19 protein-coding genes and 1 other RNA gene are annotated in these 24,361 nt (G+C 64.4%); 13 read left to right on the top strand and 7 right to left on the bottom strand.

The window, feature by feature from the left end; genetic code table 11:
- Window positions 1-335 (bottom strand): IS110 family transposase (locus ACMUOY_RS14950; protein ID WP_413893526.1); only part of this gene is annotated, 335 nt, incomplete at its 3' end.
- 306 nt (window positions 336-641) lie between these two features.
- Here ACMUOY_RS14950 and ACMUOY_RS14945 point away from each other — a divergent pair.
- The 4 genes from ACMUOY_RS14945 (at window position 642) to ACMUOY_RS14930 (ending at window position 5,158) form a co-directional block, all read left to right on the top strand.
- Window positions 642-1,265, top strand: a complete 624-nt coding sequence (locus tag ACMUOY_RS14945; RefSeq protein WP_413893525.1) for a 2-hydroxychromene-2-carboxylate isomerase — start codon at window positions 642-644, stop codon at window positions 1,263-1,265.
- Complete coding sequence (locus ACMUOY_RS14940; RefSeq protein WP_413893524.1) at window positions 1,258-2,253, top strand: Bug family tripartite tricarboxylate transporter substrate binding protein; 996 nt, start codon at window positions 1,258-1,260, stop codon at window positions 2,251-2,253. Before ACMUOY_RS14945 ends, ACMUOY_RS14940 begins: the two co-directional genes overlap by 8 nt.
- A gap of 108 nt (window positions 2,254-2,361) precedes the next feature.
- Window positions 2,362-3,264 carry a tripartite tricarboxylate transporter substrate-binding protein gene (locus ACMUOY_RS14935; RefSeq protein ID WP_413893523.1) on the top strand — a complete coding sequence of 301 codons (903 nt, stop codon included), beginning with the start codon at window positions 2,362-2,364 and terminating at the stop codon, window positions 3,262-3,264.
- A 529-nt stretch (window positions 3,265-3,793) separates the two neighbouring features.
- Entirely contained in the window at window positions 3,794-5,158 is a 1,365-nt protein-coding gene (locus ACMUOY_RS14930) for an MCT family MFS transporter (protein ID WP_413893522.1), read from the top strand.
- A 375-nt stretch (window positions 5,159-5,533) separates the two neighbouring features.
- On the opposite strand, the gene ssrA is transcribed toward ACMUOY_RS14930, so the two are convergent.
- The 4 genes from ssrA to ompA form a co-directional block, all read right to left on the bottom strand.
- Window positions 5,534-5,921: a transfer-messenger RNA gene (gene ssrA, locus ACMUOY_RS14925) on the bottom strand.
- Between the two features lie 12 nt (window positions 5,922-5,933).
- Entirely contained in the window at window positions 5,934-6,599 is a 666-nt protein-coding gene (locus ACMUOY_RS14920; protein ID WP_413893521.1) for an HAD family hydrolase, read from the bottom strand.
- 3 nt (window positions 6,600-6,602) lie between these two features.
- Window positions 6,603-7,322, bottom strand: coding sequence for a bifunctional 2-polyprenyl-6-hydroxyphenol methylase/3-demethylubiquinol 3-O-methyltransferase UbiG (gene ubiG / locus ACMUOY_RS14915; RefSeq protein WP_413893520.1), 720 nt, complete (start codon window positions 7,320-7,322; stop codon window positions 6,603-6,605).
- Between the two features lie 67 nt (window positions 7,323-7,389).
- Window positions 7,390-8,103, bottom strand: a complete 714-nt coding sequence (gene ompA / locus ACMUOY_RS14910; RefSeq protein WP_413893519.1) for an outer membrane protein OmpA — start codon at window positions 8,101-8,103, stop codon at window positions 7,390-7,392.
- Between the two features lie 223 nt (window positions 8,104-8,326).
- On the opposite strand from ompA, the gene gyrA reads away from it, so the two are divergent.
- The 9 genes from gyrA to ACMUOY_RS14865 all read left to right on the top strand — a co-directional run bounded on the left by gyrA (window position 8,327) and on the right by ACMUOY_RS14865 (window position 19,918).
- On the top strand, window positions 8,327-10,981 hold the full coding sequence (gene gyrA, locus ACMUOY_RS14905) for a DNA gyrase subunit A (RefSeq protein ID WP_413893518.1): 2,655 nt from the start codon (window positions 8,327-8,329) through the stop codon (window positions 10,979-10,981).
- Window positions 10,982-11,206: 225 nt separating this feature from the next.
- Window positions 11,207-12,289 carry a prephenate dehydratase gene (pheA, locus tag ACMUOY_RS14900; protein ID WP_413893517.1) on the top strand — a complete coding sequence of 361 codons (1,083 nt, stop codon included), beginning with the start codon at window positions 11,207-11,209 and terminating at the stop codon, window positions 12,287-12,289.
- Between the two features lie 46 nt (window positions 12,290-12,335).
- Window positions 12,336-13,214: a prephenate dehydrogenase gene (locus tag ACMUOY_RS14895; protein ID WP_413893516.1), complete on the top strand. Its 879-nt coding sequence runs from the start codon at window positions 12,336-12,338 to the stop codon at window positions 13,212-13,214.
- 85 nt (window positions 13,215-13,299) lie between these two features.
- Entirely contained in the window at window positions 13,300-15,336 is a 2,037-nt protein-coding gene (locus ACMUOY_RS14890) for a bifunctional 3-phosphoshikimate 1-carboxyvinyltransferase/cytidylate kinase (protein ID WP_413893515.1), read from the top strand.
- Between the two features lie 197 nt (window positions 15,337-15,533).
- Complete coding sequence (gene rpsA / locus ACMUOY_RS14885) at window positions 15,534-17,219, top strand: 30S ribosomal protein S1 (RefSeq protein WP_413893514.1); 1,686 nt, start codon at window positions 15,534-15,536, stop codon at window positions 17,217-17,219.
- Between the two features lie 94 nt (window positions 17,220-17,313).
- Window positions 17,314-17,643 carry an integration host factor subunit beta gene (locus ACMUOY_RS14880; protein WP_413893532.1) on the top strand — a complete coding sequence of 110 codons (330 nt, stop codon included), beginning with the start codon at window positions 17,314-17,316 and terminating at the stop codon, window positions 17,641-17,643.
- Window positions 17,644-17,725: 82 nt separating this feature from the next.
- Window positions 17,726-18,028 carry a LapA family protein gene (locus ACMUOY_RS14875; protein WP_413893513.1) on the top strand — a complete coding sequence of 101 codons (303 nt, stop codon included), beginning with the start codon at window positions 17,726-17,728 and terminating at the stop codon, window positions 18,026-18,028.
- Window positions 18,018-19,166 (top strand): lipopolysaccharide assembly protein LapB, encoded by a 1,149-nt coding sequence (lapB, locus tag ACMUOY_RS14870; protein ID WP_413893512.1) that lies wholly within the window; start codon window positions 18,018-18,020, stop codon window positions 19,164-19,166. Before ACMUOY_RS14875 ends, lapB begins: the two co-directional genes overlap by 11 nt.
- A 98-nt stretch (window positions 19,167-19,264) precedes the next feature.
- Window positions 19,265-19,918: a ComEA family DNA-binding protein gene (locus ACMUOY_RS14865; RefSeq protein ID WP_413893511.1), complete on the top strand. Its 654-nt coding sequence runs from the start codon at window positions 19,265-19,267 to the stop codon at window positions 19,916-19,918.
- A gap of 133 nt (window positions 19,919-20,051) precedes the next feature.
- On the opposite strand, the gene ACMUOY_RS14860 is transcribed toward ACMUOY_RS14865, so the two are convergent.
- Together ACMUOY_RS14860 and ACMUOY_RS14855 are read right to left on the bottom strand one after the other, a co-directional pair.
- Window positions 20,052-20,573, bottom strand: coding sequence for a DinB family protein (locus ACMUOY_RS14860; RefSeq protein ID WP_413893531.1), 522 nt, complete (start codon window positions 20,571-20,573; stop codon window positions 20,052-20,054).
- Window positions 20,574-20,643: 70 nt separating this feature from the next.
- Window positions 20,644-24,345 (bottom strand): hydantoinase B/oxoprolinase family protein, encoded by a 3,702-nt coding sequence (locus ACMUOY_RS14855; RefSeq protein ID WP_413893510.1) that lies wholly within the window; start codon window positions 24,343-24,345, stop codon window positions 20,644-20,646.
- Window positions 24,346-24,361 lie beyond the last annotated feature (16 nt).

Genomic DNA, 24,361 nt, shown 5'->3' with positions numbered 1-24,361 from the left:
AACACCTGCGCCAGATGTGCCAGTCCAAGCACATCAATACGGTCCGTCTTGGCCAGCCTGCCCATGGAGCGGGCGAAGTCACGCGCCTGGCGCGGGTTGAGCACCGCCACCGACACTTCGGCGGCTTGCAGCGCACAGGCCACAGCCATCTCGTAGCCCCCCGTGGCCTCCAGCACGACCAAGGCTGCGCCAAGGCCTTTGACATGCCCGACTACGGCGTCTTGGCCCGTGCCGTCATTGGTAAAAGACTGATGCGACTGAGCCGGCCAGGTTGCCAGTTCAAGGCTGTCTTTGGCCACATCAATGCCCACGTAAATCGGGTCGAAACTGCTCATCGGTGCCCATCCTTACAAATGCGAAGTGAAGTCCATCAACTGTTCGGGCTTTCGACGAAGGAATGCCCTCGTGCGCCATCAGCTTGGTTACGGGCTGCAAGGCCCCAAGGAGAAGCAGGCTGCACGAGGGCCCCCAACCCGAGGGGCAAGCCTGTGGATTTGTGGACGATGCGCTTGCCGCGCACCGGGGTACTTGCCGTGGACAACTCTCCGAGTTGCCCACCGCGCACCCCTTCGACCACAAGCCCCACAGGCTCCTACCAACCATTTTTATAACCCTTTCCAAAGATATAAGGAGAACAATGCATGGCCACAGCTGATCGCCAAGTACCGACGAGGATTCAGTTCTATTTCGACTTTCTGAGCCCATTCGCTTACCTGGCCCGTCACCGACTTTCGGATCTTGCAAGGCAACATGACTGGGCCGTCGATTACATCGCCATCGATCTGGCACGCGCCAAGACGGCGATTGGAAACGTAGGACCGGGCAACCGGGATCTTCCGGTCAAGCTCGCCTATATCAAACAGGATCTGCAACGTTGGGCGAAGCTCTACGGCATTAATTTGGTCTTTCCGCCGAGTTACAACAGCCAGAAGCTGAACATGGGCCTGTATTTCCCCCAATGCCAGGGCGTTGAGGCGGACTACGTTCGGCGTGCCTTTCACCAGGTATGGGGGCTTGGCAACGCCCCGGACAGCAACGATGTGCTGTCGACCGTGGCCGCCGAAATGGGATGGAATCCCGCCGACTTCCTGCATTTCGTGGACGGCGAAGGAGGGATCTGCATGTACATGGAAGCAACTCGTCAGGCCATCGCCCGAAGTGTCTTTGGCGTTCCCACCATGGCGGTCGGCAATGAGCAGTGGTGGGGCAATGACCGCCTTTTCTTTCTTGAAAAATTTTTAACTGAGGAGACAGAGAATGAATGAAATCATGATCACCCGCCGGTCTGCAATGGCAGGCTTGGCGGCACTGGGCGCAAACCTGGTTCCATCGCTCGGCCAAGCACAGTCTGGACTTAATCTGGCCACAATCGTGGTGGGTCTTTCTGCCGGGGGCGCGACCGATGCCGCGGCCAGGCGACTCGCGGACGGCATGCGTGGCAGCTACGCTAAGAGCCTGGTGGTGGACAACCGGACTGGCGCAGGGGCACGTCTTGCAGTGCAATACGTAAAGGCAGCGGCACCGAACGGCGCCACGATGCTTCTGACACCCGCCTCTATGTTGGCCATTTACCCTCACACCTACAAAAATCTCGCCTACGACCCGGTCAGGGACCTTACACCTGTGGGGATTGTTTCAACGAGCGACCTGGGTTTTGCCGTGGGCCCCGCTGTTCCTGCCACGGTCAAGACTATTTCCGACTTTCTTTCCTGGGTTAAGGCCAACTCTAACGGGGCGACCTTTGGATCTGGAGCGACCGGATCAGGCCCGCACTTTCTTGGGGAACTACTGGCCCGGATTGCCGGTGTCAACATGACCCATGCGGGATACCGTGGATCACAGCCCGCCATACTGGAACTTCTCGGAGGTCATATTCCCGCCGTTTCCGCGCCCTTGGGTGAATTCCTTCCGCACCTCAAAACTGGAAAGCTCCGGGTGCTCGCCGTCACCGGAACCAAACGTTCATCTTTCATGCCCGACGTGCCCACGTTCAAGGAACTCGGCATTGCATTGAGTGACATGACTGAATGGTTTGGCGTCTTCATGCCTGCTGCCACGCCAGCAGATATCGTGCAACAGGCCAGCGCTGCCATGAAGGCCGCAGTCTCCACCCCAGAACTGGTACAGGCGTATGGCTTGATGGGAATGGATGTAGCCTGGAGCACACCTCAGGAGTTGGCCAACCGACTCCGCGCGGACATCCAGCGGTGGAAAGGCATTGTGGAGCGTATCGGCTTCACGGCCGAGTCCTGATTGCGGGAGACACTTGTGACAAACAGGCGCTCGTTTATTCAGCGGTTAGCTGCTGCGACGTCGCTGTCTGCCCTTGGCGCGTCCAGCGTCCGGGCGCAGACCTCAAACGTGGTCAAGATCATTAACGGATTTCCGGCTGGGGGCGCTGTCGATGCGGTCAGCCGCCGCATCGGCGAGGGCATGACAGGTACGGACTACGCGTCCAGTGTGGTGGTCGATAACAGGACCGGTGCGGGCGGCCGCCTTGCCTGTGTGGCGGCGAAAGGAGCCCCCGCAGATGGCAACACGCTCCTGTTGACCCCAGACACGGTCTTGACGCTGTACCCCTTCATCTACAGCAAGCTGGACTACGATCCCTTCAAGGATCTGCTCCCTGTCTCGATCGGCGCTGTCACAACAGACGCATTGGCTTTGGGCCCACTGGTTCCCGAACAGATTCGTACTGTGCGCGACTTCCTTGCGTGGTCAAAAGGCAATCCCCAGCATGCCAGCTATGGCTCGCCTGGCACAGGTTCACCGCTGCACCTTTTGGGTTCCCTGCTGTCAAGGGATGGCGACGCCAACCTGAAGCACATCCCCTACCGGGGGGCGGCACCGGGGGTCACCGAGCTGATGGGCGGGCAGATCGCAGCAATGCTCGCACCCACTGGAAATTTCCTGGCAGCTTATCGCGCAGGCAAGCTGCGGATCCTTGCGACGTCCGGCTTGAAGCGCACACCGTTCACACCCGATGTGCCGACGTTTTCAGAACAAAAATACGCGGGAGACTATCCCGCTGGGGATCAGTGGTTCGGGTTTTTTGCCCCCAGTGGCACGCAGGCTACCGCCATCGCGAAAGCCCATGCGGCCATCCAGCATGCTCTAGGCAACCAGCGGGTGGTTGAATCCCTGGCAACGTTCGGCATGGTCGCAAGCGGATCCTCCCCGGGCGGGATGCGCAGCAGCCTGGCAACGCAATACGAAAAATGGGGGACGCTGGTCAAGCGACTGGGTTTCACGGCCGAGTCGTGATGTTCTTTGGTGTAGGCGGGCGCACAAACCGACGATGGTTTGATCCTTGGGCCAATCGCCAACGGCCTTGAGGAGTTGGTCATGCTAAGCGAGCCTGTCGTTTGGTCCCTGAGAATTGGCGAGGCGCGGTGGGAACGCGTGCCACCGGGGCACGTCGCCGCGAATTCACCAGAGTTTCTGATCCGCTTGGTATGTACGGGAGTGGGCATCTCGGCTCTTCCCAACTACTTTGCACGGTCTGACATGCGCCAGGGCGGAATGCGTCGGGTTCCACCGCAGTAGTGCTGGCCCAGCCAAACTGCCTCAACCGGGTTCCCTATGTGAAAACTCATGCACCCAAGACACGCGCGCTTATCACCATGCTGCAAGCCTCGGGTTGACGCTAGGGAGTAGCGCCCGAACGTCGAACTATCATGTTCATCATTCAAATCAGTGGAGCACATTCGACGATGAGAGTTGTAGCCGGAATTGTTGCGGTCATCGTCGCACTGGCGGCAGTGAAACTGTGGTCGTCCGGTGTAGCTGGCGGTTGGGCTTCTGCAAGCTTTATGGTGAGCGCAGCACTCGGCGTTATCGTGGTTGCCTGGATTGTGAGAATAGGGTTGCGGAACCGTCAACGCAGACAGTCGATGGCGACGAGGGACTCGGCGCTTTGGTGAAACGCCAATCACGGATACGTCTTGCTGCTGCAGCGCTGCACATGAATGATGAGCCGCCTTATGCATGGATCGTGGTCTGGGGAACATTCTTCAGTCTGGCGGTCATCTTTGGGGTGTCCTATTCATTCGCTGCGCTCTTTGAGTCCTTCGTGGCCGAGTTCGCGGCGCATCGGGCCGATGTGGCGTTGGTATTTGGTCTGTCCGGGCTGATCTATTTCGTGCTCGGCGCGGGGGCCGGTGTGCTGGCCGACCGCTTCGGTCCGCGTGTGGTGTGTTGTGCTGGCATGTTATGTATTGCAGGCGGCCTGTTCGCAACCAGCCTGGCGCAGTCGATGGCGGCCGTGTACCTGAGTTATGGCGTCGGTATCGGGGTAGGTATTGCCCTGGTCTATACCCCCTCCATCGCCTGTGTCCAACCCTGGTTCACGCGTCGGCGCGGCTTGGCCGCGGGTATCGCCAGCGCCGGAATCGGCGCAGGCACCCTGGTCGTGCCATTGCTGGCGGCCAGCGCCATCGACGGGGTCCAATGGCGCATTGCCTTGCGCCTTTTGGCACTGGGGGTCGTGGTGATTGGCCTGGGTGCGGCGATGTTGCTCCGGCGTGCCCCGGCCGCTCGCCGCCCATCGTCCGGGGAAGTGCCAGGCAGCAGCCTGCGCCAGGCCCTGCGCAGCAGAAGCTTCTGGTGGCTTTATCTATCAGCAGTGACCGCTGCACCGACGATGTTCGTTCCTTTTGCCCATGCGTCCGCCGCAGCGCGCGATCTGGGGATCAGCGATTCCCTGGCCGTGGGCTTGGTCGGCCTGATAGGCATCGGTAGCCTCGTAGGCCGTTTTGCTATTGGCGCTCTGGCCGACCGCGTCGGCCGCGGCAAGACGCTGGTACTGATGCAGTTCTCCATGGGTGCGTCCTATTTGCTGTGGTACGGGGCTGGCAGTTATGCGGCTCTGGCGCTTTTTGCGCTCTGGTTCGGCCTGAGTTACGGCGGCATCGTGTCGCTGCTGCCGGCCCTGTGCATGGATCTGTTCGGCGCCCGAGCGGTTGCCAGCATCATTGGCACGCTGTACACCGGCGCGGCGCTTGGCAACCTCCTGGGGCCGGTGGCCGCCGGCGCGGTGTTCGACCGTGTCGGCAGTTATGGTCCGGTGATCTGGGCCTGCATCGGCCTGTCGGCGCTGGCAACCCTCGCGTCTGCCCGTTTGATCGGGCCGCAGTTGGTTGCAAAGGTCCCCAACTGAGATCGGCCCTGCTGCAGCCTTTGCTCCGCATAAGAGCCGCTCGCCGCTCCACAGGTATAGCTCTTCATCGCGACCGAACTACCAGCTCTTTGTTGCGAACTGGTTTCCTCTGCCTACCAATGTCACAAAACAACTCGCCTGATTCGTCCGCGCATAACTCGTTGATTTGTATAGGTTTCCCCAAATTCCTTTGCGGACTTCAGCCTGACCGGAGTTCTCGCTGTCGCCGAGACTATCACCCCGGAGAGAGCGGAAACGGCCTTTTTCTGGTCAACGCCGCAAACGCCGAAGTCCGCACGAACCCGCTGGAACCTCAATGAACACGCGGGCGCAGGCAAAAAAATGCCAACTGGAGAACCAGTTGGCATTTGTATATGGTGGAGCTGGGGGGATTTGAACCCCCGTCCGCAAACCTTCCTCGCACAGATCTACATGTTTAGCGGTCTGATTTGAGTCTCGCCACCGGTGTCGCGCAGTCGCACGCTACACCGGACGCCAGCATCCTTGGATCTCGCCCCCGGTCAAGATGCCCGACCGGAAGCCAGCCGATGTGAATAACTTTACAGCCTGGACAGCCCGACCTTGCGATCAGTCCACCCTTGCCCAGCCCATCGGCCTGCTGTTGTAAAGCTCACTGGTGTTTAAGCAGCGAGTGCGAAACGTTCGTCGTTTGCAGTTAGTTTGTTTGAATCTGTTTTACGAGCGCATTCAGCTCGACATGCACCGCTACGATTCCAACCCACGTCGAAACCAATGCAGCCCCTCAGGACCTATTTTAGGCGCAGTTCAGCAAATTCAAGAGCTGCAGGGGTGAATGGATCGCCGCATGGGCCCGCCACTGCCCGATATCGCTCTGTTGGCCCAGGTAGCCATAGGTGGCGGCCACCGTGCCCATGCCAGCGGCCAGACCGGCCACGATGTCGCGCTCGTCATCCCCCACGTAGACACAACGCCCGGCAGACACGCCCAGGCGACGGGCGGCCTCGAACAGCGGCTCCGGATGCGGTTTGGCATGGGGCGTGGTGTCGCCACTGATGACGGTGGCCGCGGAGGCAAACAGCGGCATCGCGCGGGTCAATGGATCGGTAAAACGGCTGGCCTTGTTCGTCACGACGCCCCAGGGCAGCCCTTTCAGAACCAGGGCCTGCAGGAGATCGGACACCCCCTCGAACGCGTAGGTCCGCTGGGTCATGCAGTTCTCATAGTTGACGAAGAACTCCTCGCGCAACGCGTCATAGCCCGGATCTTCGGGCGCCACGTTGAAGGCCACGCCCAGCATGCCGCGGGCCCCCGCGCCTGCCATCGGGCGGTACTGCGCTGGCGGCAGGGAAGGCAAGCCCCGATCGGTCCGCATCTTGTCAGCAGCCGCACCGAGGTCGGGCGCACTGTCGATCAGGGTGCCGTCCAGGTCGAACAGCACGGCATGGACGTCACCGAACACGGCTCAGGCCCCGACGGCTGCTTTGCGGGTGGCAAAGAGGTAATTGACGCTGGTGTCGCTGCTGAGCCAGTAGTGGCGGGTGAGCGGGTTGTACTGCATGCCGCGGGTGCCCTGCAGGTCCAGTCCGGCAGAGCGGCAATGGCCGGCGAGCTCGCTCGGGCGCACCATCTTTGCGTATTCGTGGGTTCCGCGCGGCAGAAGATTGAGCACGTACTCGGCGCCCACGATCGCGAACAGGAAGGATTTCGGGTTGCGGTTGAGCGTGGAGAAGAACACCCAGCCCCCTGGCTTGACCAGCGTGGCACAGGCGCGCACGATGGACGCAGGGTCGGGCACGTGCTCCAGCATTTCCATGCAGGTCACCACGTCGAAGCTGCCGGCCTGCTCCGCCGCCAGTGCCTCGGCACTGACCTCGCGGTAGGCGACACCGGGCGTCTGGGCTTCAAGGGCGTGCAGCTGGGCCACCTTCAGCGACTTCGACGACAGATCGATCCCCAGGACATCTGCGCCCTTGCGAGCCATGGCGTCGGCCAGGATGCCGCCGCCGCAGCCCACATCGAGCACCCGCTGGCCGGCCAGCGGCGCAAGACCGTTGATCCACTCCAGGCGCAAAGGGTTGATCTGGTGCAGTGGGCGGAATTCGCTCTCGGGATCCCACCAGCGGTGCGCAAGGTCGGAAAACTTGGCCAGTTCGGCCGGATCAACGTTCAGGGTCTGGGTCATGACGCGATTTTCCTCGAAACCATAAAAAAAGCCCCATTGCTGGGGCTTTTCAGAAGCAATCCGGAGATTACTTGTTGGCGCGGGTACCAACCACTTCGATTTCCACGCGACGGTTCTTCGCGCGGCCTTCAGCGGTCTTGTTGGAAGCGATCGGCTGCTTCTCACCCTTGCCTTCGGTGTACACGCGGTTCTGTTCGATACCCTTGGAGACCAGGTAGGCCTTCACGGACTCGGCACGCTTGACCGACAGCTTCTGGTTGTAGGCATCGGTACCGACGTCATCGGTGTGGCCGACGGCGATGATGACTTCCAGGTTGATGCCCTTGATCTTGCCGATCAGGTCGTCCAGCTTGGCTTTGCCTTCGGGCTTCAGGACAGCCTTGTCGAAGTCGAAGAACGCGTCAGCAGCATAGGTCACCTTGGTGGCGGCGGGCGGCGCTGGCGGCTTGGCAGCAGGCATTGCGGGCTTGGCAGCAGGAGCCGGGGCAGCAGCCTTGGGAGCCGGCGGAGGCGGCGGCATCGCAGCGCCATCGCAACCCGGGTAGGCCGTGGCCGGCGTCCAGTTGGCATTGCGCCAGCACATTTCATTGGTGCCGTTCATGACGGGCATGCCGTTGGACGAGCGCCACTGGTTGGAACCGTTCGCTGCTTTGAGCTGGTCAGCCGTCGGGTTGACGACAGGCTTGGCCGGGAACGGCTGCACGCTCTGAGCACTGGCGGCCATGGGAAGGGCGATCGCTGCCGCTGCGAACAGCATTGCCACTTTATTCAGATTCTTCATGGTTCTCCTCTTGGGGAAAAAGGCGCAGCCTCGCTGCGAATAATGGACGCTTGAGATGACCATCACCACAAACGTTGAGGTCATTGTGCCACAGCTGATCCGCCAAACCACCCCAAAACGGCCCCGCCGGCGCCTGACGGCCGCGCAATTATTGCGATATGTTGCTCAATTGCTACAACCCGTACACCCTAAAATCACGCCCTCACCTGCGTAACCACCCTTCATGACCCAATTCGCCAAAGAAACCCTGCCCGTCAGTCTTGAAGAGGAGATGCGCCGGAGCTATCTCGACTACGCCATGAGCGTGATCGTGGGCCGTGCCCTGCCCGACGCGCGCGACGGGCTCAAGCCGGTGCACCGGCGCGTGCTGTTCGCGATGCATGAGCTGAACAACGACTGGAACCGGCCTTACAAGAAGTCGGCCCGCATCGTCGGCGACGTGATTGGTAAATACCACCCGCACGGCGACCAGTCGGTCTACGACACCATCGTTCGCATGGCGCAGGACTTCTCCATGCGCCACATGCTGGTGGATGGCCAGGGCAACTTCGGCTCGGTGGACGGCGACAACGCCGCCGCCATGCGTTACACCGAAATCCGCCTGGCCAAGATCGCGCACGAGATGCTGGCCGACATCGACAAGGAAACGGTCGATTTCGGGCCCAACTACGACGGCTCCGAAAAAGAACCCCTGGTGCTGCCGAGCAAGCTGCCGAACCTGCTGGTCAATGGCTCCGGCGGCATCGCCGTGGGAATGGCCACCAACATCCCGCCGCACAACCTCAATGAGGTGGTGGACGCCTGCCTGCACCTGCTGCGCAATCCGGAGGCCTCCATCGACGAACTGATGGAGATCGTCCCGGCGCCCGATTTCCCCACGGCCGGAATCATCTATGGCATCAACGGCGTGAAGGACGGCTACCGCACCGGCCGTGGCCGGGTGGTCATGCGCGCCAAATGCCACTTCGAGGACATCGACCGCGGCCAGCGCCAGGCCATCATCGTCGACGAGTTGCCCTACCAGGTCAACAAGAAGACGCTGCAGGAGCGCATGGCCGAACTGGTGCACGAGAAGAAGATCGAAGGCATCAGCCACATCCAGGACGAGTCGGACAAGTCCGGCATGCGCCTCGTGATCGAGCTCAAGCGCGGCGAAGTGCCCGAGGTGGTGCTGAACAACCTCTATAAGCAGACGCAGCTGCAGGACACCTTCGGCATCAACATGGTGGCGCTGATCGACGGCCAGCCCAAGCTGTGCAACCTGAAGGACCTGATCAGCGTCTTCCTGCAGCACCGCCGCGAAGTGGTGACGCGGCGCACGGTCTTCACCCTGCGCAAGGCGCGCGAGCGCGGCCACGTGCTGGAAGGCCTGGCGGTGGCGCTGGCCAACATCGACGACTTCATCGCCATCATCCGCAACGCACCCACCCCGCCGGTGGCGAAGGCGGAACTGATGGCGCGCCCATGGGACAGCAAACTGGTGCGCGAGATGCTGACCCGCACCCGCGCCGACGGCGGCGTGGTCAACGCCGACGACTACCGTCCGGATGGACTGGAAAAGGACTACGGCATGGGCGGCGACGGGCTGTACCGCCTGAGCGACACGCAGGCCCAGGAAATCCTGCAGATGCGCCTGCAGCGCCTGACCGGTCTGGAGCAGGACAAGATCGTCGCCGAATACAAGGACGTGATGGCCGAAATCGAAGACCTGCTGGACATCCTGGCCCGGCCCGAACGCGTCTCGGCCATCATCAGCGACGAACTCACCGCCATCCGCCATGAATTCGGCCAGAGCAAGCTCGGCGCGCGCCGCAGCCTGATCGAACACAGCGCCTACGACCTGAGCACCGAGGACCTGATCACCCCGACCGACATGGTGGTCACGCTCAGCCATAGCGGCTACATCAAGAGCCAGCCCCTGAGCGAATACCGGGCCCAGAAGCGCGGCGGCCGCGGCAAGCAGGCCACGGCGACCAAGGAAGACGACTGGGTCGACCAGCTCTTCATTGCCAACACGCACGATTACATCCTGTGTTTCTCGAACCGCGGCCGGCTCTACTGGCTCAAGGTCTGGGAGGTGCCGCAGGGCTCGCGCGGCTCCCGGGGCCGCCCCATCGTCAACATGTTCCCGCTGCAGGACGGCGAGAAGATCAACGTCGTGCTGCCGCTGACCGGCGAGAAGCGCAGCTTCCCCGCCGATCAGTACGTGTTCATGGCCACGCGCATGGGCACCGTCAAGAAGACGGCACTGGACGAGTTCAGCAACCCGCGCAAGGCCGGCATCATCGCCGTGGACCTGGACCAGGGCGACTTCCTGATCGGCGCTGCGCTCACAGACGGCCAGCACGACGTCATGCTGTTCAGCGACGGCGGCAAGGCGGTGCGCTTCGACGAGAACGATGTGCGCCCGATGGGCCGCAACGCGCGTGGCGTGCGCGGCATGATGCTTGAAGAGGGCCAGAGTGTCATCGCCATGCTGGTGGCCGGCGACGAACAGCAAAGTGTGCTGACCGCCACTGAAAATGGCTTCGGCAAGCGCACCAGCATCACCGAGTACACGCGCCACGGCCGCGGCACCAAGGGCATGATCGCGATCCAGCAGAGCGAGCGCAACGGCAAGGTCGTCGCCGCCACGCTGGTGCACGCCGACGACGAGATCATGCTGATCACCGACAAGGGCGTGCTGGTGCGCACCCGCGTCGCCGAAATCCGCGAACTGGGTCGCGCCACCCAAGGCGTCACACTGATCGGCCTGGACGAGGGCTCGCGTCTCAGCGGCCTGCAACGCATCGTGGAAAACGATGCCAACCCGACCGAAACCGATTCGAATCCGGATGAGCCGGCCGACGGAACCCCCGGGGACGCCTCGACAACCTAGCAAGCACCGCCGGCTGGCTCTATTGCTATCTAATGAATAGCATATACTGACCCGATGGCGCCGGGTAGGTGCTGATTTTCCTCAATAATTGGAGTCAGACCCGCCGGGTAACCTGCTTCAGGCTGGTCGGGGCCGCAAGGGCGACCTTCAATCCCGCCTCTGGGCCTGCATGCGAAAATTGAAGTCCTCCCGGCGCCGACAACACGAGAAACGCACTGAACCGACATGGCCAAGACCCTTCCTGAACTGCGCATCCAGATCGACGCGGTGGACCGCGAGTTGCTGGAGCTGCTGAACCGCCGCGCCGCGCTGGCCAACGAGGTGGGCGAGATCAAGCGCGTCGAGGGCTCGCCGGTGTTCCGGCCCGAGCGCGAGGCCCAGGTCATCCACGGGCTCCAGACCGCCAACGCCGGACCGCTCAAGGGCGACAGCGTGGCGCACATCTGGCGCGAAATCATGTCCGCCTGCCGCGCCCTCGAAGCCCCGCAGCGCGTGGCTTTCCTCGGCCCCGTCGGCACCTTCAGCGAGCAGGCCGCCCTGCAGTTTTTTGGCTCCAGCATCGAGCGCGTGCCTTGTGTGAGCATCGACGAGGTGTTTCGCGCCACCGCGGCCGGCACCGCCGAGTTCGGTGTGGTGCCGGTGGAGAATTCCACCGAAGGGGTAATCTCGCGATCACTCGACCTCTTTCTCCAGTCGCCGCTGCATGTGGTGGGCGAGACCAGCCTGCTGGTGCGCCACAACCTGCTTCGGACGACGCCGTCGCTTGACGGTATCGAGGTCGTTCTCGCGCACCCGCAGGCCCTGGCCCAGTGCCAGGGCTGGCTCAACACCCACCTGCCCGAGGCCGAACGCCGCGCCGTCTCCAGCAATGCCGAAGGCGCACGCCTGGCCGCGCTGCATCCGAACTGGGCGGGCATCGCCAGCGAGCGCGCAGCCACCGAATTCGGCCTGCACATCGCGGCGCACGCCATTCAGGATGACGCCTTCAACCGCACCCGTTTCGCCGTGATCTGCCTGCCACAGACGCTGCCGGCGCCCGAGGCCTCCGGCCAGGACTGCGTGAGCCTGATCGTATCGGTCCCGAATCGCCCCGGCGCGGTGCACGACCTGCTGGTACCGCTGAAGACGCACGGCGTGTCGATGACCCGCTTCGAATCACGTCCGGCACGTTCCGGACAGTGGGAGTACTATTTTTATATCGACCTGCAAGGCCATCCTTCACAACCCAACGTGGCCGCGGCCCTGAAGGATCTGAAGAGCCTGTGCGCGTTCTACAAGGTGCTGGGAACCTACCCGGCGGGTGAGTAACAGGGTTCGCGCGCCAGGCGGGCGCGGCGAACCGTCGGGAGTCTGGATGTTTGAGCAACTGGGTCTGATCGGATGCGGCCTGATGGGCGGCTCCTTTGCACTGGCGCTGAAGCGCGCCGGGTTGGTCAAGCGCGTGGTCGGCTACAGCAAGTCGCCCTCGACCACCGAGCGCGCGCGTCTCATGGGCGTGATCGACGTCGAGGCCCCATCGGCCCTGCTGGCCGTCTCCGGCGCCGACATCGTGCTGCTGGCCGTGCCAGTGGCCGCGACCGAGGCCACGTTCAAGGCGATCCGGCACCTGGTCACGCCCACCATGCTGATCATGGACGTCGGGTCCACCAAACGCGACGTGGTCGACGCCGCACGGCGCGTCCTGCGCGAGCAGATGGGCGGCTTCGTGCCGGCCCATCCGGTAGCAGGTCGCGAAGTGGCTGGCGTCGAAAACGCCGACCCCGATCTCTACACCGGCAAGCAGGTCATCCTGACCCCGATCGAGCGCACACGCACGGTACAGCTGCAGCAGGCCACCGACGTCTGGAAGGCCATCGGCTGCCACGTGACCAGCATGTCGCCCGAGTCGCACGACGCCGCCTTTGCCGCCGTGAGCCACCTGCCGCACCTGCTGGCGTTTGCGCTCATGAACGCGATCACCGGCCAGCCGCAGGGCAAGGAATTCCTCTCCCTGGCCGGGCCGGGGTTCCGCGATTTCACCCGCATTGCGGCCAGCGAGCCCAATGTCTGGCGCGACATCCTGCTGGCCAACCGGGAGGAGCTGCTGGCGCAGTCGAAGGTCTTTCAGCGCGCGCTCCAGGCCTTCGAGCAGACCATCGGCAGCGGCAACGCCGATGCCCTGGAAAAGCTGATCAGCCAAGCCAGCAACACCCGCGCGCATTGGCGCATCAGCTCCGGAAAACCTCACAAGTAACTAACGTGCCGCCGCATGGGCCTGGTGATCCGCAGGCCTGGCGTGGCGCAACGCCCCTGCACCCGCACCGCCTGCGAAACGCCGCATGTACACCACTGAGTTTCTGGACATTCCGCCGCTGGCCGGCGCCCATGGCACGGTCACCCTGCCGGGCTCCAAGAGCATTTCCAACCGGGTCTTGTTGCTGGCGGCGCTGAGCCGTGGGCGCACGGTGATCCATGACCTGCTCGACTCCGACGACACCCGGGTGATGCTCGCCGCGCTGGCGCAGCTCGGTTGCGAAGTCACGCAGGCAGGCAGCACCACCGTTACCATCAGCGGCCTGGGTGGACAGGCGCCGCGCTCGCCGGCACGGCTGTTCATGGGCAACGCCGGCACGGCCATGCGCCCGCTGACCGCGGCGCTCTCGGTGCTGGGTGGCGATTTCGAACTGTCCGGCATCGCACGCATGCACGAGCGCCCCATTGGCGACCTGGTCGACGCCTTGCGCCAACTGGGCTGCACGATCACCTGCACCGGTGTGGAAGGTTATCCGCCGCTGCGCATTGGCCAGCCCGCGCTGCGGCTGGACGCGCCGGTTCGCGTGCGCGGCGACGTGTCCAGCCAGTTCCTGACCGCGCTGCTGATGGCGCTGCCGCTGGCGGGGCATCGTGCCTCCATGCACGGCGAGGCGGCACGCGACATCGTGATCGAGGTGGTGGGCGAACTGATCTCCAAGCCCTACATCGAGATCACCCTGAACCTGCTGGCACGGTTCGGCATTGCCGTACGCCGCGAGGGCTGGCAGCGTTTCATCATTCCTGCCGGCAGCCGCTACCAGTCGCCGGGAGAGATCCATGTCGAGGCCGACGCATCGTCCGCCAGCTATTTCATCGGCCTCGGTGCGCTGGTTGCACCCGGCGCGGACGGCCAGGGCATCCGCATCCAGGGTGTGGGGGCGGCATCGATCCAGGGTGACATCCGCTTCGTCGAGGCGGCCCAGGCCATGGGCGCACACGTGACGAGCGGCCCGAACTGGCTTGAAATCACACGCGGCGCCTGGCCCTTGAAGGCCATCGACCTCGACTGCAACCACATTCCCGACGCCGCGATGACACTGGGCGTGATGGCGCTCTATGCCGACGGCCCCACCACGCTGCGCAATATCGCCAGCTGGCGCGTCAAGGAAACCGATCGGATTGCCGCCATGGCCCACGAACTGCGAAAGCTGGGCGCCACGGTGGAAGAAGGCGCCGATTTCATCCGGGTCACCCCGCCAGCCACGCCCGCCCACTGGAAGACAGCCCGCATCCACACGTACGACGACCACCGCGTTGCCATGTGTTTTTCGCTCGCAGCCTTCAATCCGGCCGGCCTGCCGGTACGCATCGAAGATCCGAAATGTGTCGCAAAGACATTTCCGGACTACTTCGAGGCGCTGTTTGCGCTGGCCCAGGCGGCCCCCGGGCGGATTCCGGTGATCTGCGTCGATGGCCCAAGCGCCTCGGGCAAGGGTACGCTGGCCGGTCAGGTCGCCGAACGCCTGGGCTACCACTACCTGGATTCGGGCGCGCTGTACCGCGTGGCCGCGCACGCGGCCCTGCGCAGCGGACGAAGCCTGGAGCCTGAGAATGAACCCGCCATCGCCGATCTGGCCCGGCAGTTGCCGGTCACATTTTCGGGTGAACGGGTACTGCTGGACGGCTCGGATGTGACGGAGGCCATCCGCAGCGAGGAAGGCGGCATGAACGCCTCCCGGGTTTCGACGATGCCGGCCGTGCGCGCCGCGCTCGTGGCGCTGCAACAGGGCTTTTCAAGGCTGCCCGGCCTGGTGGCCGACGGGCGCGACATGGGCACCGTGATCTTCCCATCGGCGCCGCTGAAGGTCTTCCTGACCGCCAGCGCCGCCCAACGCGCCGAACGCCGGCATAAGCAGTTGATTTCTAAGGGAATTTCAACTACACTTGACAGTCTTCGCGCCGACTTGGAAGCGCGTGATACCCGGGATTCAACCCGCAGTGTTGCGCCTCTGAAGCCGGCCGCAGATGCCCTGCAACTGGACAATTCGGCCTTGACGATTGAAGAATCGGTCGAGACCGTGTTGCGCTGGTGGCAGGACAGGCAGCCGTTCGGGTCTTCCTGAACCGCTGCAAATGCTGGCAGGCGTTTCACCGCGCTCGCCCTGGCCCACCCAGCCCCCGCCGCGCCTCACGCGCACCGGCTGTGTGGTTCGACAACCCAACCCGCGGGCCAAGCCCGCAAGCAACCGCCGCAGTCAGCCTCAACAAACGATGGCCATTCCGCTGTCGTACGACCTGTTTCTGCGCATCAGGAAAATCAATGTCTGAATCTTTTGCCGCCCTGTTTGAAGAATCCCTGCAACGCACCGAAATGCGTCCGGGCGAAGTCATCACCGCCGAAGTCGTGCGCATCGAGCACAGCTTCGTGGTGGTCAACGCCGGCCTCAAGTCCGAGGCCTACGTTCCCCTGGAAGAGTTCAAGAACGACAAGGGCGAAGTCGAAGTCCAGGTCGGCGACTTCGTGTCGGTGGCCATCGGCTCCATCGAAAACGGTTACGGCGACACCATCCTGTCGCGCGACACTGCCAAGCGCCTGGCGTCGTGGATGAGCCTGGAAAAGGCCCTGGAATCCGGCGAGTTCGTCACCGGCACGACCAGTGGCAAGGTCAAGGGCGGTCTGACCGTGCTGGTCAACGGTATCCGCGCCTTCCTGCCCGGCTCGCTGGTGGACACCCGCCCGACCAAGGACCTGTCCCCGTACGAGAACAAGACCCTGGAATTCAAGGTCATCAAGCTCGACCGCAAGCGCAACAACGTGGTGCTGAGCCGCCGCGCCGTGGTGGAAGCCAGCATGGGCGAAGAGCGCGCCAAGCTGATGGAAACCCTCAAGGAAGGTTCCGTGGTGCGTGGTGTGGTCAAGAACATCACCGAATACGGCGCGTTCGTGGACCTCGGCGGCATCGACGGCCTGTTGCACATCACCGACATGGCCTGGCGCCGTGTCCGCCACCCGAGCGAAGTCGTTCAGGCCGGCCAGGAAATCTCCGCCAAGATCCTCAAGTTCGACACCGAGAAGAACCGCGTGTCGCTGGGTCTCAAGCAGATGGGCGATGACCCCTGGATGGGCGTGAACCGCCGCTACCCGCAAGGCACGCGCATGTTCGGCAAGATCACCAACATCGCCGACTACGGCGCGTTCGTGGAACTTGAGCCCGGCATCGAAGGCCTGGTGCACGTCTCCGAGATGGACTGGACCAACAAGAACATCGCCCCGAGCAAGCTCGTGACGCTGGGCGACGAAGTCGAAGTCATGGTCCTGGAGATCGACGAAGACAAGCGCCGCATCAGCCTGGGCATGAAGCAGTGCAAGGCCAACCCGTGGCAGGAATTCGCGCAGAACACCAAGCGCGGCGACCGCGTCAAGGGCCCGATCAAGTCGATCACCGACTTCGGCGTGTTCGTGGGTCTTGCCGCCGGCATCGACGGCCTGGTGCACCTGTCCGACCTGTCCTGGAACGAGCCGGGCGAAGCCGCCGTGCGCAACTACAAGAAGGGCCAGGAAGTCGAAGCCCTGGTGCTGGCCGTGGACGTGGACCGCGAGCGCATCTCCCTGGGCATCAAGCAGCTCGACCAGGATCCGTTCACCACTTTCGTGTCGGTGAATGACAAGGGCCAGGTCGTGACCGGCAAGGTCAAGACGGTTGACGCCCGCGGCGCCGAGATCGATCTGGGCGAAGACATCATCGGCTACCTGCGCGCCAGCGAAATCTCCCGCGATCGCGTGGAAGATGCCCGCAACGTGCTCAAGGAAGGCGACGAAGTCACGGCCGTGGTGGTCAACGTGGATCGCAAGACCCGCAACATCCAGCTGTCGATCAAGGCCAAGGACATGGCCGACCAGAACGAAGCCATGCAGAGCCTGAGCCAGCAGTCGGCGCGTGAAAACGCCGGCACGACCAGCCTGGGTGCGCTGCTGCGCGCCAAGCTGGACAACAACGAAAAGTAAGCTGCGCTGACCGGGACAGATCCCGCCGGCCCGGCGCTCCCTCGCGGAGCGCCCCGCACGGAGGCTCTGTCCCTTTTCGCGTCCTTCCTGCTCCCTGACCCGCACCGGCACGATGACCCGCTCCGACCTCGTTGAAGAACTGGCCGCCCGTTTCAGCCAGTTGACCCACCGCGATGCCGAGTTCGCCGTGAAAGCCATTCTGGACGCCATGAGCGACGCCCTGGTGCGCGGGCATCGCATCGAAATCCGCGGATTCGGCAGCTTCTCGATCAACCGCCGGCCCCCACGCATCGGGCGCAATCCGCGCTCGGGCGAGAGCGTGGCGATCCCGGAAAAGCGCGTGCCACACTTCAAGCCGGGCAAGGCCCTGCGCGAAGCCGTGGACCGGCGTACCGCCGAACTCAACAGCGGCAAACCCGACTGAGTCAAACTGGCGCGGCCATGCTGCGCCACCCTCCTTGACCGTCAGGGCCACCGGTAGAATCGATCCGTCACCGGGGGGACCCATGAAGAAACTCTTGTGGCTGCTTAAGTGGATGCTTAAGGCAGCCATTTTTTTTACCCTTTTCGCCTTTGCGCTGAACAACCAGCAGGACGCCAGCGTGCACTTTTTCTTTGGCACGCAATGGCGCGCGCCGCTCGTGCTGGTGGTGCTGGCCGCCTTCACGGCGGGCGTGGCCATCGGCGTGCTGGGCATGGTTCCGCGCTGGTGGAAGCACCGCAAGGCGGCGCAACGTGCTCCGATGCAGGCGCCCGGCCAGCCGTCGGCCCAGCCCACCGCAACCCATCCGGCCGAACATGGACTTTGACATCGTCTGGATCCTGCTCGGCCTGCCGCTGGCCTTCATGCTGGGCTGGCTCGCGTCGCGCTTTGACCTGCGCCAGCTCCGGGTGGAAAACCGCCGAGCGCCCAAGGCCTACTTCAAGGGCCTGAACTTCCTGCTCAACGAGCAACAGGATCAGGCGATCGATGCCTTCATCGAGGCCGTCCAGAGCGACCCCGACACCTCGGAGCTGCATTTCGCCCTGGGCAACCTGTTCCGCCGCCGCGGCGAATACGACCGCGCCGTGCGTGTCCATGAACACCTGCTCTCGCGCGGCGACCTGCCACCGGCCGACCGCGTGCGCGCCCAGCATGCGCTGGCACTGGACTTCCTCAAGGCCGGCCTGCTGGACCGCGCGGAAGACGCGCTGCGCAAGCTGGAAAACACCCCGTTCGAAACCCAGGCCCGCCTGGCCTTGCTGGCCATCTACGAGCGCTCACGCGAGTGGCCCCAGGCCGCCGAGGTGGCGCACAAGCTGGAGGCCTCGGGCGAGGCCAGCTTTGCCGGGCGGCTGGCGCATTACCTGTGCGAGCAGGCCGCCGCGCTGACCACGGCAGGCGATCACGAAGGGGCGACCCGGCTGCTCGGGCAGGCCATCGGGGACGCCCCGCAATCCGCCCGCCCGCGCATCCAGCTGGCCGCGCTGCAGCGCAGCCACGGCCAGGACGATGCGGCACTGAAAACCCTTCAGGCATTGATGCAGGCCGTGCCTGGCGCCACACCGCTGGTCGCGGTGTCGCTGGCGGAGACTGCGCTGGCCTGCAATCAGGCGGCAGCCGCGCTGGCCCTGCTGCGAACCAGCTACGAGCAGGTGCCCGCGCTGGACACGATGGAAGCGATCGTCCGTCTGGAAGCGGCCAGCAGTGGCGAAGGCCGCGAGGGCTACATCCGCCATCTGGAGCACGAGCCCTCGCTGATCGCTGCGGCCCGCTGGATCGCCGGCGAAAAGCTGGAGCACGACCAGTTCCATCCGCTGGTCCAGCGTGCGCTGGACCATGCTGTCAAGCCCCTGAGCCGCTACCGCTGTGCCGCCTGTGGGTTCGAGGCCAAGGATCATTTCTGGCAGTGCCCCGGCTGCCAGGCCTGGGACAGCTACCCCCCGCGGCGGGTCGAAGAACTCTGAGGCCGTGACGCCCACGGCGTCAACGGTCTGCGTCCGACGCCCGTTATAGGCAGGACCCGGTAAGTTCGCCGGGTTTTTCATGACCGAGGAGCACCCCCATGTTGAAGAAGATTCTGGCCATCGTGGCCATGCTGTACGCCGCTGCGACCTTCGCCGCAGTGGATGTGAACAAGGCCACCGCCGCCGAACTTGACGGGATCAAGGGCATCGGCCCCGCCATTTCGACCAAGATCATCGACGAGCGCAAGAAAGGCAACTACAAGGACTGGAACGACTTCATCACGCGCGTGCAGGGCGTGGGCGAAGGCAACGCTGCCAAGTTCTCTTCTGAAGGCCTGACCGTCAACGGCGCCACCTTCAGCGGCGCCGCTGCGGCCCCGGCCAAGAAGGATGAGAAGCCGGCCGCGAAGGACGCCAAGCCTGCTGCCAAGGCCGACGAGAAGAAGGCCGATGCCAAGCCGGCCGCCGCTGCGGCATCCGCACCGGCCAAGGACATGAAAGCCGACCCGAAGGCCGAAGCTGCTGCCAAGAAGGAAGCCGACAAGAAGGCCAAGGCTGAAGCGAAGGCCAAGGCCGACGACGAGAAGAAGGCGAAGGCTGAAGCGGACAAGAAGGCCAAGGCCGATGCCACCGCCAAGAAGGCTGATGATGCCAAGGCCAAGGACAGCAAGAAAGACGAGAAGCCCGCTGCCAAACCCGCCGACGCCGCCAAGCCGGTCGCCAGCGCTGCCAGCGCCCCGGCCAAGAAGTAAGCCCTCGTTGGCCCGCTTCAGGCCCCGTCAGCGCGGGGCCGACCTGAAAACCCGCCTCGCGCGGGTTTTTTCATGTCTTTTTGGCCGCTCCCCAGCGCGAAAGGGTCATCAGGCGCTACACCATTGATAGTCGTCAGACCAGGGCGATCAGATCGGTCACCCCCACGTCCACGCCCGCCTGCATGAGCAGCGTCGTGACCTGGCCCCGGTGGTGCGTCTGATGGTTGAAAAAATGCGTCAACGCCTGCCACATCGGATGTTCTCGCTGCACACCCTTTGTGTTGCTGTAGCGCATGGTGCTCTGCGGGAAGTCCGCCGGCAGCGCGGCCAGCCAGGCTTCGATCGCGGCGTCCAGCCGCTCGCGCTGGGCGCGCAGCGCCGCCCAGTCGGCATGCAGTTCGGTCTCGTGGCGGGCGCCCGCGGGCAGCGCGAGCAGGCCGGCGGGCAAGGCATCAGACGCCTCCCCTTGTGCCGCAAAGCGCCCCAGCCACATCGTGTCGCCCCAGAGCAGATGGTTCAGCGTGGCGTGGATGGAGCCGAAAAACGCGCCGCGTGGTGCCTTGCGGGCCGCGTCGTCCAGGCACTCGCAGGCGTCAAACAGGCGGGCGTTGAACCACGTGTTGTAGCGCGCGAGCAAGCGGTAGTTGTCCAGCATCGGATCCACGATCAACTCCTTGTTTCATAGCGATCCGTGACCATTTGGCGCTGGGATGAGCCCATTTCGATCATGGTTTCTCGTCCGCAGCACCAAAGCCGCCGCCGCCGGGGGTGTGGATCTCGAACACATCGCCCGGCAGCATCTCGGCGCTGCCGATGTGGGCCAACGTCTCGACGCGGCCGTCGGCGCGCACCACGCGGTTGATGCCCGGCGCGCCGCTCTGGCCACCGGCCAGGCCGAAGGCCGGATGCACCCGGCCGTTGGACAGGATGCTGGCCGTCATCGCCTCCAGGAAGCGCACGCGGCGCACGCCGCCGTTGCCACCGGTCCAGCGCCCCGCACCGCCCGATCCCTGGCGGATCTCGTAGCTGTCCAGGCGCACCGGAAAGCGGAATTCCAGCACCTCCGGGTCGGTCAGGCGCGAATTGGTCATGTGCGTCTGCACGACGCTGGTCCCATTGAAGCCGCCGTTCAGCAGGCCCGCCGCATCGAACACGCCGCCGGCCCCGCTGCCGCCCGAAATCGTCTCGTAGTACTGGTAGCGAGCATTGCCGAAGGTGAAGTTGTTCATGGTCGGCTGGCTGCCGGCCATCACGCCCAGGGCGCCGAACAGCGCGTTGGTGATGCAGGTGGAGGTTTCCACGTTGCCCGCCACCACCGAGGCCGGCGGATTCGGGTTGAGCATGGAGCCCGGCGGGATGATGACGTGCAGGGGTTTCAGGCAGCCGGCGTTGAGCGGAATGTCGTCGTCCACCAGCGTGCGGAACACATACAGCACTGCCGCCATGCAGACCGCCGTAGGGGCATTGAAGTTGTTGGTCTGCTGGGGGCTGGTACCGGTGAAGTCGATCTCGGCGCTGCGGCTGGCAGCGTCGACGCGGATGGCCACCTGGATCTGCGCGCCGTTGTCCAACGGTAGCGTGAAGGCGCCATCCTTCAGGCGCGTGATGACCCGGCGCACCGACTCCTCGGCGTTGTCCTGCACGTGGCGCATGTAGGCCTGCACCACGTCCAGGCCGAACTGGTCCACCATCTTGCGCAGTTCTTGCACGCCTTTTTCATTGGCGGCGATCTGCGCTTTCAGGTCGGCCATGTTCTGCTGTGGGTTTCTCGACGGATACTCACCGCTTTGCAGCAACGCGATCATTTCCGCCTCGCGCAGCACGCCGCGATCCACCAGCTTGACGTTGTTGATCTGCACGCCCTCTTCCTCGATGCGGGTGGAGAACGGCGGCATCGAACCCGGCGTGGTGCCGCCGATGTCGGCATGGTGACCGCGGCTGCCCACATAGAAAGTCGGCTGGGCAGCGTCGCCGAGGTACACCGGCGTGATGACGGTGATGTCCGGCAGGTGCGTACCGCCGTGGTACGGGTCGTTCAGCACATAGACGTCCCCGGGCTGCATCGTGCCCGCGTTCTCGCGAATGACGGTCTTGATGCTCTCACCCATGCTGCCCAGGTGCACCGGCATGTGCGGCGCGTTGGCGATCAGGTGGCCGTCGGTATCGAACAGCGCGCAGCTGAAGTCCAGCCGCTCCTTGATGTTGACCGAGTAGGCGGTGTTCTGCAGCTGCAGGCCCATCTGCTCGGCGATGTTCATGAACAGGTTGTTGAACACCTCCAGCAGCACCGGGTCTGCGGTGGTGCCGGCGGCGTAGGTCACGGCCCGGGCTTCGCGGCGCTCCAGCACCAGATGGTCCAGCGCCGTCAGCGCCGCTTCCCAGCCGGGCTCGACCACGGTGGTGGCGTTCTGCTCAGCAATGATGGCGGGGCCAGGAATCACGTCGCCGGGGCGCAGGTCCTCACGCACGACCAGCGCAGCATCAAACCACCGGCCACCGGAATACACCGGCACGGTGCTGCGGCGCGGCACTTCGCGCGGCGGGTGCAAGGCATGGCGCGGTTCGGCAGGCGCGTCGCCCGCCACCACGGCCTCGACCGACACCGCCTCCACGACCAGGCCCTTGCCCTGCATCAGGAAGGCAAAGCGCTGGCGGTAGGCGGCTTCGAAGCCGGCGGTGATGGCCGCGAGCAGTTCCACCGGCGAGCTGGCGCCGGCACCGGGCTCAGGCCAACCGACGACCAGCGCCGAGTCGCTGCCCTCGTAGCGCACATGCACGCGCCGGTGCGTCGTGATGGCACCCGCACTCGCCTGCTGCCGGGCCAGTTCGCCCCCTGCAGCCGCGGCCAGGGCGTCGAGCTTCGCAGCGATCTCTGGCAGCGCATCCAGCGCCAGCTTCAACTCGACCGCCTGCTCGCGAATCACGTTCTGGTCGGCCAGGCCCATGCCGTAGGCGCTCAGCACGCCGGCCAGCGGATGCACCAGCACGCGCGTCATGCCCAGCGCGTCGGCCACCAGGCAGGCATGCTGCCCACCCGCGCCGCCGAAGCACTGGAGGGTGTAGCGCGTCACGTCGTAGCCGCGCGCCACCGAAATCTTCTTGATCGCGTTGGCCATCTGCTGCACCGCGATCTGGATGAAGCCTTCCGCCACATCCTCCGCCGCACGGCCGGTCTGGGCGGCCAGCACGGCAAACTTCGCCTTCACCACGTCCCCATCGAGAGCCTCGTCGGCGCCATGGCCAAACACCCTGGGAAAGTACGCCGGCTGGATCTTGCCGACCATCACGTTGGCGTCGGTCACGGCCAGCGGGCCGCCGCGCCGGTAGCTGGCCGGGCCGGGGTTGGCGCCCGCGCTCTGCGGGCCCACGCGAAAACGTGCGCCGTCGAACTGCAGGATGGAGCCGCCACCGGCCGCCACGGTGTGGATGCTCATCATCGGGGCGCGCATGCGCACGCCAGCCACCTGCGTCTCGAACTCGCGTTCGAACTCGCCGGCAAAGTGCGATACGTCCGTGGAGGTGCCGCCCATGTCAAAGCCGATCACGCGCTCCATGCCGGCCAGTTCGGCGGTGCGGGCCATGCCGACGATGCCGCCGGCCGGGCCGGACAGGATCGCGTCCTTGCCCTGAAAGGCGTGTGCGTCGGTCAGGCCCCCGGAGGACTGCATGAAAAAAATCTTCACGCCCGGCATCTCGCCGGCCACCTGCTCCACGTACCGGCGCAGGATGGGCGACAGGTAGGCATCGACCACCGTCGTGTCGCCCCGGCTGACGAACTTCATCATCGGGCTGGTCTGGTGGCTGGTGCTGACCTGGGTGAAGCCCACCTCCCGGGCGATGCGCGCGGCCGCCTGTTCGTGCGCGGTGAAGCGGTAGCCGTGCAGGAAGACGATGGCCACGCTGCGCAGGCCGGCGTCAAATGCGGCCTGCAACTGCGCGCGCAGATGGCCTTCATCGAGCGACTGCACCACGTCGCCTTGCGCGCCGACGCGTTCCTCGGCCTCGATCACGCGGCTGTACAGCAGTTCGGGCAGCACGATGCGCCGGTCGAACAGGCGCGGGCGGTTCTGGTAAGCGATGCGCAGCGCGTCGCGAAACCCGCGCGTGGTGACCAGCAGCGTGGGCTCGCCCTTGCGCTCCAGCAGCGCGTTGGTGGCGACCGTCGTGCCCATCTTCACGCACTCGACCATTGCAGGCGTCACCGGCTGCCCGGGCAGCAGGCCCAGCAGGTGGCGGATGCCGGCCACCGCCGCGTCGCGGTACTGCTCGGGGTTGTCGCTGAGCAGCTTGTGCGTGACGAGTGTGTAGCTGCCGTCCGGCTCCGGCCGCCGGCCCACCACGTCGGTGAAGGTGCCGCCGCGATCGATCCAGAATTGCCAGCGGTTGCCAGCGACTGCGGTGGAATCAGGAAATGCAGGGTTAGTCATAAATCAATAGCTCACA

The organism is Candidatus Skiveiella danica (assembly GCF_022705245.1).
GTDB lineage: Bacteria > Pseudomonadota > Gammaproteobacteria > Burkholderiales > Burkholderiaceae_C > Skiveiella > Skiveiella danica.
This window is presented reverse-complemented; position numbering and strand designations above follow the sequence as displayed.

What these genes read in the sequence shown, in the direction of transcription:
- gyrA (WP_413893518.1), top strand. Translation starts at nt 8,327, where the DNA reads ATGACCCAATTCGCCAAAGAAACCCTGCCCGTCAGTCTTGAAGAGGAG.
- ACMUOY_RS14860 (WP_413893531.1), bottom strand. Translation starts at nt 20,573, where the DNA reads ATGCTGGACAACTACCGCTTGCTCGCGCGCTACAACACGTGGTTCAAC.
- ompA (WP_413893519.1), bottom strand. Translation starts at nt 8,103, where the DNA reads ATGAAGAATCTGAATAAAGTGGCAATGCTGTTCGCAGCGGCAGCGATC.
- lapB (WP_413893512.1), top strand. Translation starts at nt 18,018, where the DNA reads ATGGACTTTGACATCGTCTGGATCCTGCTCGGCCTGCCGCTGGCCTTC.
- ACMUOY_RS14865 (WP_413893511.1), top strand. Translation starts at nt 19,265, where the DNA reads ATGTTGAAGAAGATTCTGGCCATCGTGGCCATGCTGTACGCCGCTGCG.
- ACMUOY_RS14855 (WP_413893510.1), bottom strand. Translation starts at nt 24,345, where the DNA reads ATGACTAACCCTGCATTTCCTGATTCCACCGCAGTCGCTGGCAACCGC.
- ACMUOY_RS14895 (WP_413893516.1), top strand. Translation starts at nt 12,336, where the DNA reads ATGTTTGAGCAACTGGGTCTGATCGGATGCGGCCTGATGGGCGGCTCC.
- ACMUOY_RS14945 (WP_413893525.1), top strand. Translation starts at nt 642, where the DNA reads ATGGCCACAGCTGATCGCCAAGTACCGACGAGGATTCAGTTCTATTTC.
- ACMUOY_RS14875 (WP_413893513.1), top strand. Translation starts at nt 17,726, where the DNA reads ATGAAGAAACTCTTGTGGCTGCTTAAGTGGATGCTTAAGGCAGCCATT.
- ubiG (WP_413893520.1), bottom strand. Translation starts at nt 7,322, where the DNA reads ATGACCCAGACCCTGAACGTTGATCCGGCCGAACTGGCCAAGTTTTCC.
- rpsA (WP_413893514.1), top strand. Translation starts at nt 15,534, where the DNA reads ATGTCTGAATCTTTTGCCGCCCTGTTTGAAGAATCCCTGCAACGCACC.
- pheA (WP_413893517.1), top strand. Translation starts at nt 11,207, where the DNA reads ATGGCCAAGACCCTTCCTGAACTGCGCATCCAGATCGACGCGGTGGAC.
- ACMUOY_RS14890 (WP_413893515.1), top strand. Translation starts at nt 13,300, where the DNA reads ATGTACACCACTGAGTTTCTGGACATTCCGCCGCTGGCCGGCGCCCAT.
- ACMUOY_RS14940 (WP_413893524.1), top strand. Translation starts at nt 1,258, where the DNA reads ATGAATGAAATCATGATCACCCGCCGGTCTGCAATGGCAGGCTTGGCG.